The organism is Escherichia sp. AM3 (assembly GCF_032029835.1).
Lineage (GTDB): Bacteria > Pseudomonadota > Gammaproteobacteria > Enterobacterales > Enterobacteriaceae > Escherichia > Escherichia coli.
Genome location: NZ_JAVUPQ010000013.1, coordinates 15,993 through 31,969, shown reverse-complemented (window position 1 = coordinate 31,969; position 15,977 = coordinate 15,993). Strand labels below are relative to the sequence as shown.

The following is a 15,977-nucleotide window of genomic DNA, read 5'->3' as shown; positions in this document are numbered from 1 at the left end:
CTCGTAGCATAGGTTGAAACTATATGTCGTTTTGTTGGAATAAAATTAATTCTGGTATAAAGTCTTTAATTCTCATATTATGTATTTTTTCTTTAATGACTTTGTCTTTATGGGATGATGTTGCAACAAAGTTTCTTCATGCAGCTGGAATTATATCTGCATTGTATTTTCTTGTGACACCAAAAAAAACAATAACTAATAATCCTACTTTGTTAATTTTCATCTCATTATGTCTTTTGGGTATCGTAAATATCATCTGGTATTCACATTATAAAATTTCAGGCTCTGTTTATACCAATGCATATCGTGGCCCAATGGAAACTGGAAAAATTGCCTTGTGTAGCGCTTTTATTTTCTTAGTTCTTTTTGCTAAAAATGAGATGAGAACAAAAATAAAATTTGGGAAACTAATTCTGTTCGCATCCCTGGCAACGCAGTTACTTTTTTTTGCGCATGCCATGTGGCAACATTTCTATTTAAACGTCGACCGTGTTGCATTATCAGCTTCCCACGCTACAACAGCAGGCTACATCATCCTTTTTCCTTCTTTACTGGCATCAATTCTCATTTTAAAATCCGACTTTAGACATAAAACAACATTATATACAATTAACTTCATGCTTAGCTTATGTGCTGTCATAGTAACTGAGACGCGTGCAGCCATATTAGTGTTTCCATTCTTTGCGTTAATATTAATCGTAATGGATAGTTATATTAATAAGCGAATTAATTATAAGTTATATTGTTTTATTACGATTGCATTATTAGCAGGTGTATTTTCTTTTAAAGATACATTGCTTATGAGAATGAATGACTTAAATAACGATTTAGTTAATTATTCGCATGATAACACCAGAACTTCAGTCGGTGCCCGTCTGGCAATGTATGAAGTTGGCTTAAAAACATATTCTCCAATAGGACAATCACTGGAAAAACGTGCGGAAAAAATACATGAACTAGAAGAAAAAGAGCCTAGATTGAGTGGCGCTTTACCCTATGTAGATTCTCATTTGCATAACGATCTCATAGATACGTTATCAACGCGTGGTATTCCTGGAGTTGTATTAACAATTTTAGCATTTTCAGCAATACTCATATATGCCTTAAGAACTGCTAAAGAACCTTATATTTTAATCTTGCTTTTTTCACTACTGGTAGTAGGACTAAGTGATGTAATACTCTTTTCTAAACCGGTTCCGACTGCTGTGTTTATCACCATAATATTGCTTTGTGCTTATTTTAAAGCACAATCGGACCAATGTTTATTAGAGAAGTAATGAATATGTGAAATAAAATCAGCAAGGAAGCTGATTTTATTTCAAAATTATCTATTAAAGAGTTGTAATTTAAATCATGGCAGCGTTTTCTTCAATGAACCGCTTAACAGCATTTGCTGTCAATTGAGACAACTCATTCCCCGGAGCCCTACAAACCATCTGATTCTTCCCATACCCACCAATTAATCCCGGATCGGTAGGTCCATAAACCGTGATATTGGGTCTATCCAGTGCCGCTGTTAAATGGCTTAACCCCGTATCCACTGACACTACAAATTTAGCCCCGGCCAGCACGCGGGCAACGCCTTCCAGACTCATCTTCGGCAATACTTCAACATAAGCAAATCCTTCCGCCAGTCGTTTCGCCCGTTCTTCCTCATGCGGCGCGCCCCACGGAAGTTTAATCCGTATTCCTGAATCAGCCAGTAAACCAATCAATTCTCGCCAGTGTTCTTCCGGCCAGTGTTTATCATCACGGGTCGTCGCATGAAGAAATACGGCATATTCGCCAGCATCTGTAGGCAGGTTCGTCAGGAAATGCTGTGCAATAGCATAATCGCCCTGGGTTTGCGGTTTGCTATAGCCCAGACTTTTGGCAAACAGTTCGCGGGTGCGTTCTACGGCGTGCTGCTGTTTTGCAATATGATGCTTACGATTGTAAAACAGGCTGGCTAACGGTTCGCGAGCGGTTTGCCAGTCCAATCCATGCTTTACGCCATGCGCCAGACGCGTCACCAGCGCCGCGCTTTTTACCAGCCCCTGAGCATCGATAACTGCGTCATAGTTCTCTGCTTGTAGCGCTTCACGAAACGCTTTGCGTTCAGCTTTTATGGGGGCCGAGAACCAGGCTTTACGCCAGCGACGTATTGCCACAGGAATAACTCGCTCAACGGCAGCGTGCCAGGAAGGAATCTGTGCGAACCCTTCTTCCACCACCCAGTCAAACTTAATCCCTGGGATTGCCTGCTGGGCATCAGTGAGTGCGGGCAACGTATGGAGAACATCGCCCATCGACGATGTTTTAACGATCAAAACCCGCATCCGTCAGGCTTCCTCTTGTAACAATAGCGCGTTGAGTTCTTCCAGTACGCGCTGGGGAGTAATGTCGATCAAGCTCTGGTGATAACCCTCCGCAGCGTCACCTTTACGCACTTTGTGATAGCCGGTAATCAGACGGATCACGCGCGCTTTATGGGATAGCGGCGGTGTGAAGTCCGGGCTACTCGGACCATACAGGGCAACCAGCGGACGATTGAGCGCCGCCGCAACGTGCATTAGGCCAGAATCGTTAGTGACAATGGCTTTACAGGCTGCAATCAGGATAACCGCTTGATCAAGCTGTGTTTCCCCCGCCAGGTTCCGACACCATGCCTGCTGCTCGGTATTCAAAGCGGCAAGAATCTCATTGCCCGCTTCATGATCTTTCGCAGAGCCAAACAGAACCACCTGATAACCTTCATCAATCAGCTGCTTTGCCAGCTCCGCATAGTGGTAGTGTGGCCAGCGTTTTGCCGGACCAAACTCCGCACCCGGGCAAAAGCCAATCATCGGACGTTCTGATGAAAGCGAAAATTGATTACAGGTATATGATTTTTCACCTTCGCTCACCTGCAACTGCGGCCATAACAATGGCTGCGGCAGATCTTGTGCGGTACGCATAATGCCTTTGTCATAGGCCAGCGCGACATAGCGTTCCACCATTAGCGGCCAGGCTTCTTTATCGAGCACGCGTACATCGTTGAGTAAACCGTAGCGCATCTCGCCGCGCCAGCCAGTGCGATGAGGAATACCCGCGAAGAAAGGCACTAATGCAGATTTGAAGGAGTTTGGTAAGACGTAGGCGCGGTCGTAGCGCTTTTCACGCAGGCTATGACCCAGTTTGCGGCGTTCGCCGATTTCCAGCGCTCCGTGACCGAGAGGCATAGGGATAGCTTCGTTAACTTCCGGCATCCGCGATAATAATGGACGGCACCATGCCGGTGCCATCACATCGATTATCGCCTGGGGATAGCGCGCCTGGAGCGTGCGATAGAGACTTTGCGACATCATCATGTCGCCAACCCAAGACGGGCCGATCACCAGTATTTTCATGCAGAGCTCTTATGCGTCGCGATTCAGCCAGGCCATGTATTCCATTACACCTTCAGCAACGGTTTTGAACGGTTTGTCGTAACCCGCCGCGCGCAGATTTGTCAGATCTGCCTGAGTGAACGCCTGGTAGCGGCCTTTCAGCTTATCCGGGAACGGAATGTATTCGATCTGGCCTTTCTTGTGATAAGCCAGAGTAGCATCTGCTACGGCCTGGAAGGATTCCGCACGACCAGTACCGAGGTTGAAGATACCGGAAACGCCATTTTCCAGGAACCACAGGTTTACATCTGCCACGTCGCCCACATAGACGAAGTCACGTTTGAAGTTCTCGCTACCTTCAAACAGCTTCGGTGATTCACCTTTGTTAAGCTGAGTGTTGAGATGGAAAGCGACGCTCGCCATGCTGCCTTTATGGCCTTCACGCGGTCCATAAACGTTGAAATAGCGGAAGCCAACAATCTGCGAGTTCGCTTCAGGCAGGATTTGGCGAACATATTCATCAAACAGGAATTTTGAGTAACCGTAGACGTTCAACGGTTTTTCGTACTCGCGGGATTCAATAAAGTCGGAGGTGCGTCCGCCGTAGGTGGCTGCGGAAGAAGCGTACAGGAACGGGATTTCGCGCTCCAGGCAGTAGTGCAGCAGCTCCTTGGAGTATTGATAGTTGTTATCCATCATATACTTGCCGTCCCACTCGGTGGTGGAAGAGCATGCGCCTTCGTGGAAAATCGCTTCGACATCGCCGAACTCTTCGCCAGCCATAATCTGGATCAGGAAGTCTTCCTTATCCATATAGTCCGCGATATCCAGATCCACCAGGTTCACAAACTTGGTGCCGTCTTTCAGGTTGTCCACCACCAGAATATCGGTGATGCCTTTATCATTCAGGGCCTTAACGATGTTGCTGCCGATAAAGCCCGCGCCGCCGGTAACGATGATCATAACTGTAACCTTCGAATTATGGAGTCAGAGACAATCTCAGACACGAATACTTCTATCATATCACTACACGGCGTTGGCTTCAGCCATTCGCCAAAAGTGAGATTGATGGACGTTATTTATCCTGAATTTTGCAGAAGTGTTAACGCGTTATCTCGTCGCGACCTATAAGTTTGGGTAATATGTGCTGGAATTTGCCCTGTCTGGAGAATCGCAATGCGTGGAGAATTTTATCAGCAGTTAACCAACGATCTGGAAACCGCACGGGCGGAAGGGTTGTTTAAAGAAGAGCGCATTATTACGTCTGCGCAGCAAGCAGATATCACCGTGGCTGATGGAAGCCACGTCATTAACTTTTGTGCCAACAACTATCTCGGGCTGGCGAATCATCCGGATCTGATTGCGGCAGCAAAGGCGGGAATGGATTCTCACGGTTTCGGCATGGCTTCGGTGCGTTTTATTTGCGGCACTCAGGACAGCCATAAAGAGCTTGAACAAAAACTGGCGGCATTCCTGGGGATGGAAGATGCGATTCTCTACTCTTCCTGCTTTGATGCTAACGGTGGCCTGTTTGAAACGCTGCTGGGCGCGGAAGACGCCATTATCTCCGACGCACTGAACCACGCGTCTATTATTGATGGTGTGCGTCTGTGTAAAGCTAAACGCTATCGCTATGCCAACAACGATATGCAGGAGCTTGAAGCTCGTCTGAAAGAAGCGCGTGAAGCCGGTGCGCGTCATGTGTTGATTGCCACCGATGGTGTGTTCTCGATGGACGGCGTGATTGCCAATCTGAAGGGCGTTTGCGATCTGGCAGATAAATACGATGCCCTGGTGATGGTAGACGACTCCCACGCGGTCGGTTTTGTCGGTGAAAATGGTCGTGGTTCCCATGAATACTGCGATGTGATGGGGCGTGTCGACATCATCACCGGCACGCTCGGTAAAGCGCTGGGCGGGGCTTCTGGTGGTTATACCGCGGCGCGCAAAGAAGTGGTTGAGTGGCTGCGCCAGCGTTCTCGTCCGTACCTGTTCTCCAACTCGCTGGCACCAGCGATTGTCGCCGCTTCCATCAAAGTGCTGGAGATGGTTGAAGCGGGTAGCGAGTTGCGTGACCGTCTGTGGGCGAACGCGCGTCAGTTCCGTGGGCAAATGTCGGCGGCGGGCTTTACCCTGGCGGGAGCCGATCACGCCATTATTCCGGTCATGCTTGGTGATGCGGTAGTGGCGCAGAAATTTGCCCGTGAGCTGCAAAAAGAGGGCATTTACGTCACCGGTTTCTTCTATCCGGTCGTTCCGAAAGGTCAGGCGCGTATTCGTACCCAGATGTCGGCGGCGCATACCCCTGAGCAAATTACGCGTGCAGTAGAAGCATTCACGCGTATTGGTAAACAACTGGGCGTTATCGCCTGAGGATGTGAGATGAAAGCGTTATCCAAACTGAAAGCGGAAGAGGGCATCTGGATGACCGACGTTCCTGTACCGGAACTCGGGCATAACGATCTGCTGATTAAAATCCGTAAAACAGCCATCTGCGGGACTGACGTTCACATCTATAACTGGGATGAGTGGTCGCAAAAAACCATCCCGGTGCCGATGGTCGTGGGCCATGAATATGTCGGTGAAGTGGTAGGTATTGGTCAGGAAGTGAAGGGCTTCAAGATTGGCGATCGCGTTTCTGGCGAAGGCCATATCACCTGCGGTCACTGTCGCAACTGTCGTGGCGGTCGTACCCATCTGTGCCGCAACACGATCGGCGTCGGCGTTAACCGCCCGGGCTGCTTCGCCGAATATCTGGTGATTCCGGCGTTCAACGCCTTCAAAATTCCCGACAATATCTCCGACGACCTGGCTTCCATTTTTGATCCCTTCGGTAATGCCGTGCATACCGCGCTGTCGTTCGATCTGGTTGGCGAGGATGTGCTGGTTTCTGGTGCAGGCCCGATTGGTATTATGGCAGCGGCGGTGGCGAAACACGTTGGTGCACGCAATGTGGTGATCACTGATGTTAACGAATACCGCCTTGAGCTGGCGCGTAAAATGGGTATCACCCGTGCGGTTAACGTCGCCAAAGAAAATCTCAATGACGTGATGGCGGAGTTAGGCATGACCGAAGGTTTTGATGTCGGTCTGGAAATGTCCGGTGCGCCGCCAGCGTTTCGTACCATGCTTGACACCATGAACCACGGCGGCCGTATTGCGATGCTGGGTATTCCGCCGTCTGATATGTCTATCGACTGGACCAAAGTGATCTTTAAAGGCTTGTTCATTAAAGGTATTTACGGTCGTGAGATGTTTGAAACCTGGTACAAGATGGCGGCGCTGATTCAGTCTGGCCTCGATCTTTCGCCGATCATTACCCATCGTTTCTCTATCGATGATTTCCAGAAGGGCTTTGACGCTATGCGTTCGGGCCAGTCCGGGAAAGTTATTCTGAGCTGGGATTAACACGAACAAGGGCTGGTATTCCAGCCCTTTTATCTGAGGATAATCTGTTAAATATGTAAAATCCTGTCAGTGTAATAAAGAGTTCGTAATTGTGCTGATCTCTTATATAGCTGCTCTCATTATCTCTCTACCCTGAAGTGACTCTCTCACCTGTAAAAATAATATCTCACAGGCTTAATAGTTTCTTAATACAAAGCCTGTAAAACGTCAGGATAACTTCAGAGGTCGTCGGTAATTTATGATGAACAGCACCAATAAACTTAGTGTTATTATTCCGTTATATAATGCGGGCGATGATTTCCGCACTTGTATGGAATCTTTAATTACGCAAACCTGGACTGCTCTGGAAATCATTATTATTAACGATGGTTCAACGGATAATTCTGTTAAAATAGCAAAGTATTACGCAGAAAACTATCCGCACGTTCGTTTGTTGCATCAGGCGAATGCTGGCGCATCGGTGGCGCGTAATCGTGGGATTGAAGTGGCAACGGGCAAATATGTCGCTTTTGTCGATGCTGACGATGAAGTCTATCCCACCATGTACGAAACGCTGATGACCATGGCGTTAGAGGACGACCTCGACGTGGCGCAGTGCAACGCTGACTGGTGTTTTCGTGAAACGGGAGAAACCTGGCAATCCATCCCCACCGATCGCCTTCGCTCAACCGGCGTCTTAACCGGCCCGGACTGGCTGCGGATGGGGCTTTCTTCGCGCCGTTGGACTCACGTTGTCTGGATGGGGGTTTATCGCCGTGATGTTATTGTTAAAAATAACATTAAATTTATTGCCGGATTACATCATCAGGATATTGTCTGGACAACAGAATTCATGTTTAACGCGCTGCGTGCGCGATATACCGAGCAATCATTATATAAATATTATCTGCATAATACGTCAGTGAGTCGGTTGCATAGACAAGGGAATAAAAACCTTAATTATCAACGTCACTATATTAAGATTACCCGCCTGCTGGAGAAATTAAATCGAAATTATGCCGACAAAATTATGATTTATCCGGAATTTCATCAGCAAATAACTTACGAGGCATTGCGTGTTTGCCATGCGGTGCGCAAAGAGCCGGATATTCTTACCCGCCAACGGATGATTGCCGAGATATTTACTTCCGGTATGTATAAGCGCCTGATTACCAATGTGCGCAGCGTGAAGGTCGGTTACCAGGCGTTACTGTGGTCTTTCCGCTTATGGCAATGGCGCGACAAAACGCGGTCGCACCATCGCATTACGCGTAGCGCCTTTAATTTGCGCTAGCGTTAAACTTCGCCGCTTCGGGCTGTTTGCCCCAGCCTTGCCACTGATGCTGGAAGTAAACGATCAGCGTGCTCTGGCTGATGCTTTCGCTTAATACTTCAAAGAAGCGATTAGCATAAACAGGTTCTATCGGTTTCTTCGGTTTGCACAGCTTCACGCCACGGAACGGATTACGCGGTGCATCAGGCACAGCGTTTTTCGGCGGTGTAGAAGTATCAACCTGCGGTTCATTCAGCAAGCTGCTGGCTTTCACCAGCGTAATGTCTGGCGGCAGGTTATAAACCATCTGTTGTAGCACGCGTACCGTTGAAGGGTGAGGATGCCCAATGGCAATGGTTGAACCGTTGCGACGCGCCAGATCAATTGCGCGATTAAATTGCACACGGATGTCCGCTTCGTTCTGCGAATCGTCGAGGAACACCTTCCGTTTGATCACCTTCACGCCAGTACCTTGCGCGGCGCGCATCGCCTGGGTATTACCGATGGTTACGCTGTCGAGGAAGTAAAGATTGTAACGCTCCAGTGCCTGCATCACTTTCTGCATACCAAACAGGTTAGAGGTCATCTTGCTGCCCATGTGGTTGTTGATCCCCACGGCATAGGGCACGTTATTGACCGCACTACGAATAATGCGCTCAATTTCGTCGCTGCTCATCTCCGGGCGTAGCGTATTTTTCTCCAGCGGCTGTTTACTCAACGGTGCCATCGGGAGATGAATCAACACTTCGTGACCGCTGTTATGCGCTTTGGTCGCCATCTCTCTGGCGTGCGGTGAATCGGGTAATACAGCGACGGAGATAGCGGAAGGCATCGCCAGCACCTGGTTTTCGTTGTGCGGGCGATACCCAAAATCATCAATGACGATGGCAAGTTTGCCAGCAAGTACGGGGGAGGAGAGCGCCAACAGAGCGGCAAATGCAAGAACGTTACGACGAAATGGAAACAAAACTTATCTTCCCAACCACGGCTGTGGATTGACCGCCTGACCCTGGCGGCGAATTTCGAAATAGAGTGAAGGCCGACCCTGACCGCCACTGCTGCCCACCAGTGCAATTGGCTGGCCCGCGCGAACCTGCGAACCAACGCTCACCAGTGCGCTCTGATTATAGCCGTAAAGACTCATGTCGCCTTTACCATGCTCAACCACCACCACCAGACCGTAGCCTTGCAGCCAGTCAGCCAGAATCACCCGACCGTCGGCAATCGCTTTAACTTCAGTACCTTCAGAGGCACCAATCACCATCCCTTTCCAGCGTAATTCACCCTGTAGCTGTTCGCCATAGCGATGCAGCGTCGGCCCGCGAACCGGCCAGAATGCCTGACCACGCGGCGCGCCCAGGCCACCAGTTCGGGACATCAGCGATTTTTCGCTTTCGGTCGGTTTATAGGTGGTGCCTTTGCGCGTCGCTTCTTTCTGGCGGTCGCGAACCGCCTGGGCCTCACGCGCTTCTCGTTCAGCACGCGCTTTCGCCGCGGCTTCCGCACGGGCAATGCTGTTACGCAGACGGGATTCGTTGGCACGCAGTTCACTTAGCTGCTGCTGACCTTGCTGGATGGAAGATTCCAGCCCCGCCAGCGTCTTTTTACGCTCGTTCAGAGCCTGAGTCAGTTTCGCCTGTTGGGCGCGCTGTTCATATAACAGCGTTTGTTGCTCGCTTTGTTTCTCTTCCAGTTCAGCACGCTGCATGGCGACTTCTTCACGCGTTTGCTTCAACTGGGCAATGGTTTCTTGTCGCGCCTGGTTGAGATAGCCGAAATAAGCCTGTAAACGCTGTCCACGCTGGCTTTCTTCACCGCTGAGAATTAGCTGAATACCGGTATGCTCGCCCTGACGGAATGCGGCATCCAGTTGTGCGGCGAGGCTGCGCTCCTGGGCGGCTTTTTGCTGCTCCAGTTTGGCAATCGACGCGTTCATCTCATCAATCTGTTTATTGAGTTGATTGAGCGTGTTTTGCGTTTCGCGCAGTTTGCGAGTGGCTTCAGAGATCGCTTCTTCCTGCTTTTTCAATTGTGCGAGCAGGCTTGCGCGTTGTTGTTGCTTTTGGCGTACCGCGCGCTCTTTTGCGGCGATGTCAGCCTGAATAGATTTGAGTTGGTCACGCTCATCCGCGTGGGCGGAAAAGGCGCACAACAATACGCCAGCGCTAAGAACGCTGGCGTAGATGATGGGCCTGATTGCAAACCTGCGCGGTTTCACGGCCCGTGTCATGGTATTAATCGCCTTTCCCCTCATGGGGAGGGATTATTCCACGATGAACAGCGGCTTACCAGTCATCTCTTGCGGGATTTCCATACCCATCAGCGACAACATGGTCGGCGCGATGTCAGAAAGTTTGCCGCCTGCAACCGCTTTCACGTTCTTATCACCAACGTAAATCAGCGGAACTGGCAGGTTGGTGTGTGCCGTGTGTGCCTGACCCGTTGCCGGATCGCGCATCTGTTCAGCGTTACCGTGGTCAGCGGTGATCAGCAGTTGTCCACCCACGGACTCAACCGCTTTCGCGACTTCTTCCACGCAGTGATCCAGCGCTTCAACTGCTTTAACCGCCGCTTCCATCACCCCGGTGTGACCTACCATGTCGCCGTTCGGATAGTTACAGATAATGGTGTCGTATTTGCCGCTCTTGATTGCCGCAACCAGTTTTTCGGTCAGCTCTGCGGAGCTCATTTCCGGTTGCAGATCGTAGGTAGCCACTTTCGGTGAGTTGATCAGAATGCGATCTTCGCCTTTGAACGACTCTTCTACGCCACCGTTGAAGAAGAAAGTAACGTGGGCATATTTTTCGGTTTCGGAAATACGCAACTGAGTTTTGTCGTTTTTCGCCATCCACTCGCCGAAGGTGTTAACCAGGGAAGCGGGTGGGTAAGCAACCGCAGTTTTGATGTCAGCGGCGTATTCGGTCAGCATCACGAAATCGACGTTAACCACTTTCTTACGCGCGAAGCCGTCGAAATCTGCGTTTACGAATGCACGAGTGATTTCGCGCGCGCGGTCAGCACGGAAGTTCATGAAAATCAGCGCATCGCCGTCTTCCATTGCCGCATCTGGCTGACCTTCTGCACGAATAACGGTCGCTTTCACGAACTCGTCGTTTTCGTCGCGAGCATAAGCTGCCTGCAAACCAGCAACGGCAGTATCGGCCTGGAACTCACCCTGCGCCAGAGTCAGCAGGTCATAGGCTTTTTCAACGCGATCCCAACGGTTATCGCGGTCCATCGCGTAGTAACGACCAATGATGGACGCTACGCGGCCTTTACCCAGCGCAGCAAATTTCTCTTCAAATTTTTTCAGCGAGGATTCAGCACTGCGCGGCGGGGTGTCGCGACCGTCAAGGAATGCGTGCAGGTAGATTTTTTCTGCGCCGCGTTCAGCTGCCAGTTCTACCATCGCCATGATGTGATCTTCGTGGCTGTGTACGCCGCCTGCGGAGAGCAGACCCATAATGTGTACTGCTTTACCTGCGTTTTTCGCTTTATCTACCGCGCCAGTCAGCACTGGATTAGCAAAGAAAGCGCGATCTTTGATTTCAACGTCCAGACGAGTCAGGTCCTGATACACGATGCGGCCGGCACCCAGGTTAACGTGGCCTACTTCGGAGTTACCCATCTGACGGTCAGGCAGACCGACTTCCAGACCGGAAGCGTCGATCAGGGTATGCGGACGATTGGCCCACAGTGCATCCATTACCGGGGTTTTAGCACTAAAAATGGCGTTATCCTGCTGTTCTTCACGATAGCCATAGCCATCCAGAATCACCAGTACCATAGGTTTTTTAGAAACCGACATTGCGACAACCTCATACTCAAGAGTCAAAATTTGCGTAATTTTACTACAGCTGAATCGATAAAATAGCCTCTGAAGATCAAAATATACGACCGCTCGCGGCAAGCCGATGCCAGATTTGCGCTTTTTTTTCGTCGTGCCCCGCAAAATTGCATTCCAGTTAACACGCTGGCTGTATTTGCCGCACCGCGCAGGTATACTCCTTTCCTGGTTTTTTTAATCACTACGTCGGGAGTTGTTACCCCCCATGCAAGAAATTATGCAATTTGTTGGCCGTCATCCCATACTGAGTATCGCCTGGATCGCGTTACTGGTGGCGGTTCTTGTGACTACGTTTAAGAGCCTGACCTCGAAAGTGAAGGTGATTACTCGTGGTGAAGCTACGCGTCTGATCAACAAAGAAGACGCTGTGGTTGTGGATTTACGTCAGCGTGATGACTTCCGTAAAGGCCATATCGCAGGTTCTATCAATCTGTTGCCGAGCGAAATCAAAGCCAACAATGTTGGTGAGCTTGAGAAGCACAAAGACAAACCGGTTATCGTGGTAGACGGTTCTGGCATGCAGTGCCAGGAGCCTGCAAACGCGCTGACGAAAGCTGGTTTTGCGCAAGTATTCGTGCTGAAAGAGGGCGTTGCTGGCTGGGCTGGCGAAAACTTGCCTCTGGTGCGCGGCAAATAATTTACCTGTCGTCTTTCATGATGCAGGCCGTTAGCTGCAATTAGGCCCCCAGCGACTTATTGTTATAAGCTTCTGGGGACACTCCATTTTGCAGCCGCCCTGCAACATGAAATTTCAGGGTAAAAAAACAGGAGCTAAATTATGGCCAATGTTGAAATCTATACCAAAGAAACCTGCCCGTATTGCCATCGTGCAAAAGCACTGCTGAGCAGCAAGGGCGTGAGTTTTCAGGAGTTGCCGATCGATGGCAATGCCGCCAAGCGTGAAGAGATGATCAAACGCAGCGGTCGCACCACGGTTCCCCAGATTTTTATTGACGCACAGCACATTGGCGGCTGTGATGACTTGTATGCATTGGATGCACGTGGTGGACTGGATCCCCTGCTGAAATAACGTGTGAACGTTGGCATTACATTGCGCAGTATTTAAGGACAACACTTAAGGGTTTTCTACACATGTCAGAACAAAACAACACTGAAATGACTTTCCAGATCCAACGTATTTATACCAAGGATATCTCTTTCGAAGCGCCGAACGCGCCGCACGTTTTCCAGAAAGATTGGCAACCAGAAGTTAAACTTGATCTGGATACGGCATCTTCCCAACTGGCAGATGACGTATACGAAGTGGTACTGCGTGTTACCGTAACGGCCTCCCTGGGCGAAGAAACCGCGTTCCTGTGTGAAGTTCAGCAGGGCGGTATTTTCTCCATCGCGGGTATCGAAGGCACCCAGATGGCACATTGCCTGGGCGCATACTGCCCGAACATTCTGTTCCCGTATGCTCGTGAGTGCATCACCAGCATGGTATCCCGCGGTACATTCCCGCAACTGAACCTTGCGCCGGTTAACTTCGATGCGCTGTTCATGAACTATTTGCAGCAGCAGGCTGGCGAAGGTACTGAAGAACATCAGGATGCCTGATGAACCAACGTAATGCTTCAATGACTGTGATCGGTGCCGGCTCGTACGGCACCGCTCTTGCCATTACCCTGGCAAGAAATGGCCACGAGGTTGTCCTCTGGGGCCATGACCCTGAACATATCGCAACGCTTGAACGCGACCGCTGTAACGCCGCGTTTCTCCCCGATGTGCCTTTTCCCGATACGCTCCATCTTGAAAGCGATCTCGCCACTGCGCTGGCAGCCAGCCGTAATATTCTCGTCGTCGTACCCAGCCATGTCTTTGGTGAAGTGCTGCGCCAGATTAAACCGCTGATGCGTCCTGATGCGCGTCTGGTGTGGGCGACCAAAGGGCTGGAAGCGGAAACCGGGCGTCTGTTACAGGACGTGGCCCGCGAGGCGTTAGGCGATCAAATTCCGCTGGCGGTTATCTCTGGCCCAACGTTTGCGAAAGAACTGGCGGCAGGTTTACCGACAGCTATTTCGCTGGCCTCGACCGATCAGACCTTTGCTGATGATCTTCAGCAGCTGCTGCACTGCGGCAAAAGTTTCCGCGTTTACAGTAACCCGGATTTCATTGGCGTGCAGCTTGGCGGCGCGGTGAAAAACGTCATTGCCATTGGTGCGGGGATGTCCGACGGTATCGGTTTTGGTGCGAATGCGCGTACGGCGCTGATCACCCGTGGGCTGGCTGAAATGTCGCGTCTTGGCGCGGCGCTGGGTGCCGATCCTGCCACCTTTATGGGCATGGCGGGGCTGGGGGATCTGGTGCTTACCTGTACCGACAACCAGTCGCGTAACCGCCGTTTTGGCATGATGCTCGGTCAGGGCATGGATGTACAAAGCGCGCAGGAGAAGATTGGTCAGGTGGTGGAAGGCTACCGCAATACGAAAGAAGTCCGCGAACTGGCGCATCGCTTCGGCGTAGAAATGCCAATAACCGAGGAAATTTATCAAGTATTATATTGCGGAAAAAACGCGCGCGAGGCAGCATTGACGTTATTAGGTCGTGCACGCAAGGACGAGCGCAGCAGCCACTAACCCCAGGGAACCTTTGTTACCGCTATGACCCGGCCCGCGCAGAACGGGCCGGTCATTATCTCATCGTGTGGAGTAAGCAATGTCGTGTGAAGAACTGGAAATTGTCTGGAACAATATTAAAGCCGAAGCCAGAACGCTGGCGGACTGTGAGCCAATGCTGGCCAGTTTTTACCACGCGACGCTACTCAAGCACGAAAACCTTGGAAGTGCACTGAGCTACATGCTGGCGAACAAGCTGTCATCGCCAATTATGCCTGCTATTGCTATCCGTGAAGTGGTGGAAGAAGCCTACGCCGCTGACCCGGAAATGATCGCCTCTGCGGCCTGTGATATTCAGGCGGTGCGTACCCGCGACCCGGCAGTCGATAAATACTCAACCCCGTTGTTATACCTGAAGGGTTTTCATGCCTTGCAGGCCTATCGCATCGGTCACTGGTTGTGGAATCAGGGGCGTCGCGCATTGGCAATCTTTCTGCAAAACCAGGTTTCTGTGACGTTCCAGGTCGATATTCACCCGGCAGCAAAAATTGGCCGTGGCATTATGCTCGACCACGCCACGGGCATCGTTGTGGGTGAAACGGCGGTAATTGAAAACGACGTATCGATTCTGCAATCTGTGACGCTTGGCGGTACGGGTAAATCTGGTGGTGACCGTCACCCGAAAATTCGTGAAGGTGTGATGATTGGCGCGGGCGCGAAAATCCTCGGCAATATTGAAGTTGGTCGCGGCGCGAAGATTGGCGCAGGTTCCGTGGTGCTGCAACCGGTGCCGCCGCATACAACCGCCGCTGGCGTTCCGGCTCGTATTGTCGGTAAACCAGACAGCGATAAGCCATCAATGGATATGGACCAGCATTTCAACGGTATTAACCATACATTTGAGTATGGGGATGGGATCTAATGTCCTGTGATCGTGCCGGATGCGATGTAATCATCTATCCGGCATACAGTAACTAATCTCTCAACAACGCTCCCGGATATCCCAGCTGCCGCCAGGCTTCATACACCACAACTGACACCGCATTGGACAGGTTCATGCTGCGGCTGTCCGGCACCATCGGAATGCGAATTTTTTGTTCAGCGGGCAGGGCATCAAGAATGCTCGCTGGCAGGCCGCGTGTTTCCGGGCCGAACATCAGATAATCGCCATCCTGATAGCTTACGGCGCTGTGAGCAGGCGTACCTTTCGTGGTGAGGGCAAACAGGCGCTGGGGATTTTCTGCTTCGAGGAACGCGCGAAAGTCATGATGACGCGTAACGGCGGTAAACTCGTGATAGTCCAGCCCCGCGCGGCGCAGGCGCTTATCGTCCCAGGCAAATCCCATCGGTTCGATGATATGCAGACGAAAGCCGGTATTAGCGCAAAGACGGATGATGTTGCCAGTATTTGGCGGAATTTCTGGTTCGTAAAGTACGATGTTTAGCATACTGCCCCCTTAGTGCGGGGGCAGGATAGCAGAAAATTGGTGAGCAGTGCGGCCTTTTCCCCTCACCCCGGCCTCCCCCTGTCTCTTGATCAGGAGATCTGATCAAGAGACAGCTCC

16 protein-coding genes are annotated in these 15,977 nt (G+C 50.7%); 9 read left to right on the top strand and 7 right to left on the bottom strand.

Going from position 1 to position 15,977, the window contains the following annotated elements:
* The first annotated feature begins 23 nt into the window (after positions 1-23).
* The gene (locus RTW80_RS07950; RefSeq protein WP_044697709.1) at positions 24-1,277 is read left to right on the top strand and encodes an O-antigen ligase; all 1,254 of its coding nucleotides are present in this window, start codon (positions 24-26) and stop codon (positions 1,275-1,277) included.
* Positions 1,278-1,346: 69 nt separating this feature from the next.
* Here RTW80_RS07950 and rfaC read toward each other — a convergent pair whose 3' ends face one another.
* From rfaC to rfaD, 3 genes are read right to left on the bottom strand one after another with little or no spacing between them, the layout of a single operon-like run.
* Positions 1,347-2,318, bottom strand: a complete 972-nt coding sequence (rfaC, locus tag RTW80_RS07945) for a lipopolysaccharide heptosyltransferase RfaC (protein ID WP_001264572.1) — start codon at positions 2,316-2,318, stop codon at positions 1,347-1,349.
* 3 nt (positions 2,319-2,321) lie between these two features.
* Positions 2,322-3,368, bottom strand: coding sequence for an ADP-heptose--LPS heptosyltransferase RfaF (rfaF, locus tag RTW80_RS07940; RefSeq protein ID WP_000699228.1), 1,047 nt, complete (start codon positions 3,366-3,368; stop codon positions 2,322-2,324).
* Positions 3,369-3,377: 9 nt separating this feature from the next.
* The gene (gene rfaD / locus RTW80_RS07935) at positions 3,378-4,310 is read right to left on the bottom strand and encodes an ADP-glyceromanno-heptose 6-epimerase (RefSeq protein WP_000587749.1); all 933 of its coding nucleotides are present in this window, start codon (positions 4,308-4,310) and stop codon (positions 3,378-3,380) included.
* Positions 4,311-4,523: 213 nt separating this feature from the next.
* Here rfaD and kbl point away from each other — a divergent pair, with 213 nt between their 5' ends.
* The 3 genes from kbl (at position 4,524) to waaH (ending at position 8,028) form a co-directional block, all read left to right on the top strand.
* Complete coding sequence (kbl, locus tag RTW80_RS07930) at positions 4,524-5,720, top strand: glycine C-acetyltransferase (protein WP_001213837.1); 1,197 nt, start codon at positions 4,524-4,526, stop codon at positions 5,718-5,720.
* Positions 5,721-5,729: 9 nt separating this feature from the next.
* On the top strand, positions 5,730-6,755 hold the full coding sequence (tdh, locus tag RTW80_RS07925; protein ID WP_000646014.1) for an L-threonine 3-dehydrogenase: 1,026 nt from the start codon (positions 5,730-5,732) through the stop codon (positions 6,753-6,755).
* Between the two features lie 238 nt (positions 6,756-6,993).
* Positions 6,994-8,028: a UDP-glucuronate:LPS(HepIII) glycosyltransferase gene (waaH, locus tag RTW80_RS07920; protein ID WP_032247780.1), complete on the top strand. Its 1,035-nt coding sequence runs from the start codon at positions 6,994-6,996 to the stop codon at positions 8,026-8,028.
* Here the strand turns inward: waaH and RTW80_RS07915 are convergent.
* The 3 genes from RTW80_RS07915 to gpmM are packed head-to-tail and all read right to left on the bottom strand — an operon-like array spanning position 8,015 to position 11,815.
* On the bottom strand, positions 8,015-8,974 hold the full coding sequence (locus tag RTW80_RS07915; RefSeq protein WP_000483856.1) for a divergent polysaccharide deacetylase family protein: 960 nt from the start codon (positions 8,972-8,974) through the stop codon (positions 8,015-8,017). The two genes, waaH and RTW80_RS07915, sit on opposite strands and share 14 nt — an antisense overlap.
* Before the next feature lie 3 nt (positions 8,975-8,977).
* Positions 8,978-10,237, bottom strand: a complete 1,260-nt coding sequence (envC, locus tag RTW80_RS07910; RefSeq protein WP_000196256.1) for a murein hydrolase activator EnvC — start codon at positions 10,235-10,237, stop codon at positions 8,978-8,980.
* A 33-nt stretch (positions 10,238-10,270) separates the two neighbouring features.
* On the bottom strand, positions 10,271-11,815 hold the full coding sequence (gene gpmM / locus RTW80_RS07905) for a 2,3-bisphosphoglycerate-independent phosphoglycerate mutase (RefSeq protein ID WP_000116565.1): 1,545 nt from the start codon (positions 11,813-11,815) through the stop codon (positions 10,271-10,273).
* Positions 11,816-12,059: 244 nt separating this feature from the next.
* Between gpmM and RTW80_RS07900 the strand changes: the two genes are divergently transcribed.
* The 5 genes from RTW80_RS07900 (at position 12,060) to cysE (ending at position 15,334) form a co-directional block, all read left to right on the top strand.
* Positions 12,060-12,491: a rhodanese-like domain-containing protein gene (locus RTW80_RS07900; protein WP_001156181.1), complete on the top strand. Its 432-nt coding sequence runs from the start codon at positions 12,060-12,062 to the stop codon at positions 12,489-12,491.
* Between the two features lie 141 nt (positions 12,492-12,632).
* The gene (grxC, locus tag RTW80_RS07895) at positions 12,633-12,884 is read left to right on the top strand and encodes a glutaredoxin 3 (protein ID WP_000024392.1); all 252 of its coding nucleotides are present in this window, start codon (positions 12,633-12,635) and stop codon (positions 12,882-12,884) included.
* A 62-nt stretch (positions 12,885-12,946) separates the two neighbouring features.
* Positions 12,947-13,414 (top strand): protein-export chaperone SecB, encoded by a 468-nt coding sequence (gene secB / locus RTW80_RS07890; RefSeq protein ID WP_000003377.1) that lies wholly within the window; start codon positions 12,947-12,949, stop codon positions 13,412-13,414.
* A complete protein-coding gene (gene gpsA / locus RTW80_RS07885) occupies positions 13,414-14,433 on the top strand; it encodes an NAD(P)H-dependent glycerol-3-phosphate dehydrogenase (RefSeq protein WP_001076194.1) in 1,020 nt (339 codons plus the stop codon). Before secB ends, gpsA begins: the two co-directional genes overlap by 1 nt.
* Before the next feature lie 79 nt (positions 14,434-14,512).
* Complete coding sequence (cysE, locus tag RTW80_RS07880; protein WP_001277561.1) at positions 14,513-15,334, top strand: serine O-acetyltransferase; 822 nt, start codon at positions 14,513-14,515, stop codon at positions 15,332-15,334.
* 52 nt (positions 15,335-15,386) lie between these two features.
* Here cysE and trmL read toward each other — a convergent pair whose 3' ends face one another.
* Positions 15,387-15,860, bottom strand: a complete 474-nt coding sequence (gene trmL / locus RTW80_RS07875) for a tRNA (uridine(34)/cytosine(34)/5-carboxymethylaminomethyluridine(34)-2'-O)-methyltransferase TrmL (protein ID WP_000932344.1) — start codon at positions 15,858-15,860, stop codon at positions 15,387-15,389.
* Positions 15,861-15,977: the final 117 nt, after the last annotated feature.

Bases quoted from the DNA above. Each gene is read 5' to 3' on its own strand.
- secB (WP_000003377.1), top strand. From the start codon at position 12,947: ATGTCAGAACAAAACAACACTGAAATGACTTTCCAGATCCAACGTATT.
- RTW80_RS07950 (WP_044697709.1), top strand. From the start codon at position 24: ATGTCGTTTTGTTGGAATAAAATTAATTCTGGTATAAAGTCTTTAATT.
- rfaF (WP_000699228.1), bottom strand. From the start codon at position 3,368: ATGAAAATACTGGTGATCGGCCCGTCTTGGGTTGGCGACATGATGATG.
- kbl (WP_001213837.1), top strand. From the start codon at position 4,524: ATGCGTGGAGAATTTTATCAGCAGTTAACCAACGATCTGGAAACCGCA.
- tdh (WP_000646014.1), top strand. From the start codon at position 5,730: ATGAAAGCGTTATCCAAACTGAAAGCGGAAGAGGGCATCTGGATGACC.
- rfaD (WP_000587749.1), bottom strand. From the start codon at position 4,310: ATGATCATCGTTACCGGCGGCGCGGGCTTTATCGGCAGCAACATCGTT.
- waaH (WP_032247780.1), top strand. From the start codon at position 6,994: ATGATGAACAGCACCAATAAACTTAGTGTTATTATTCCGTTATATAAT.
- cysE (WP_001277561.1), top strand. From the start codon at position 14,513: ATGTCGTGTGAAGAACTGGAAATTGTCTGGAACAATATTAAAGCCGAA.
- gpsA (WP_001076194.1), top strand. From the start codon at position 13,414: ATGAACCAACGTAATGCTTCAATGACTGTGATCGGTGCCGGCTCGTAC.
- trmL (WP_000932344.1), bottom strand. From the start codon at position 15,860: ATGCTAAACATCGTACTTTACGAACCAGAAATTCCGCCAAATACTGGC.
- RTW80_RS07900 (WP_001156181.1), top strand. From the start codon at position 12,060: ATGCAAGAAATTATGCAATTTGTTGGCCGTCATCCCATACTGAGTATC.
- gpmM (WP_000116565.1), bottom strand. From the start codon at position 11,815: ATGTCGGTTTCTAAAAAACCTATGGTACTGGTGATTCTGGATGGCTAT.
- grxC (WP_000024392.1), top strand. From the start codon at position 12,633: ATGGCCAATGTTGAAATCTATACCAAAGAAACCTGCCCGTATTGCCAT.
- envC (WP_000196256.1), bottom strand. From the start codon at position 10,237: ATGACACGGGCCGTGAAACCGCGCAGGTTTGCAATCAGGCCCATCATC.
- rfaC (WP_001264572.1), bottom strand. From the start codon at position 2,318: ATGCGGGTTTTGATCGTTAAAACATCGTCGATGGGCGATGTTCTCCAT.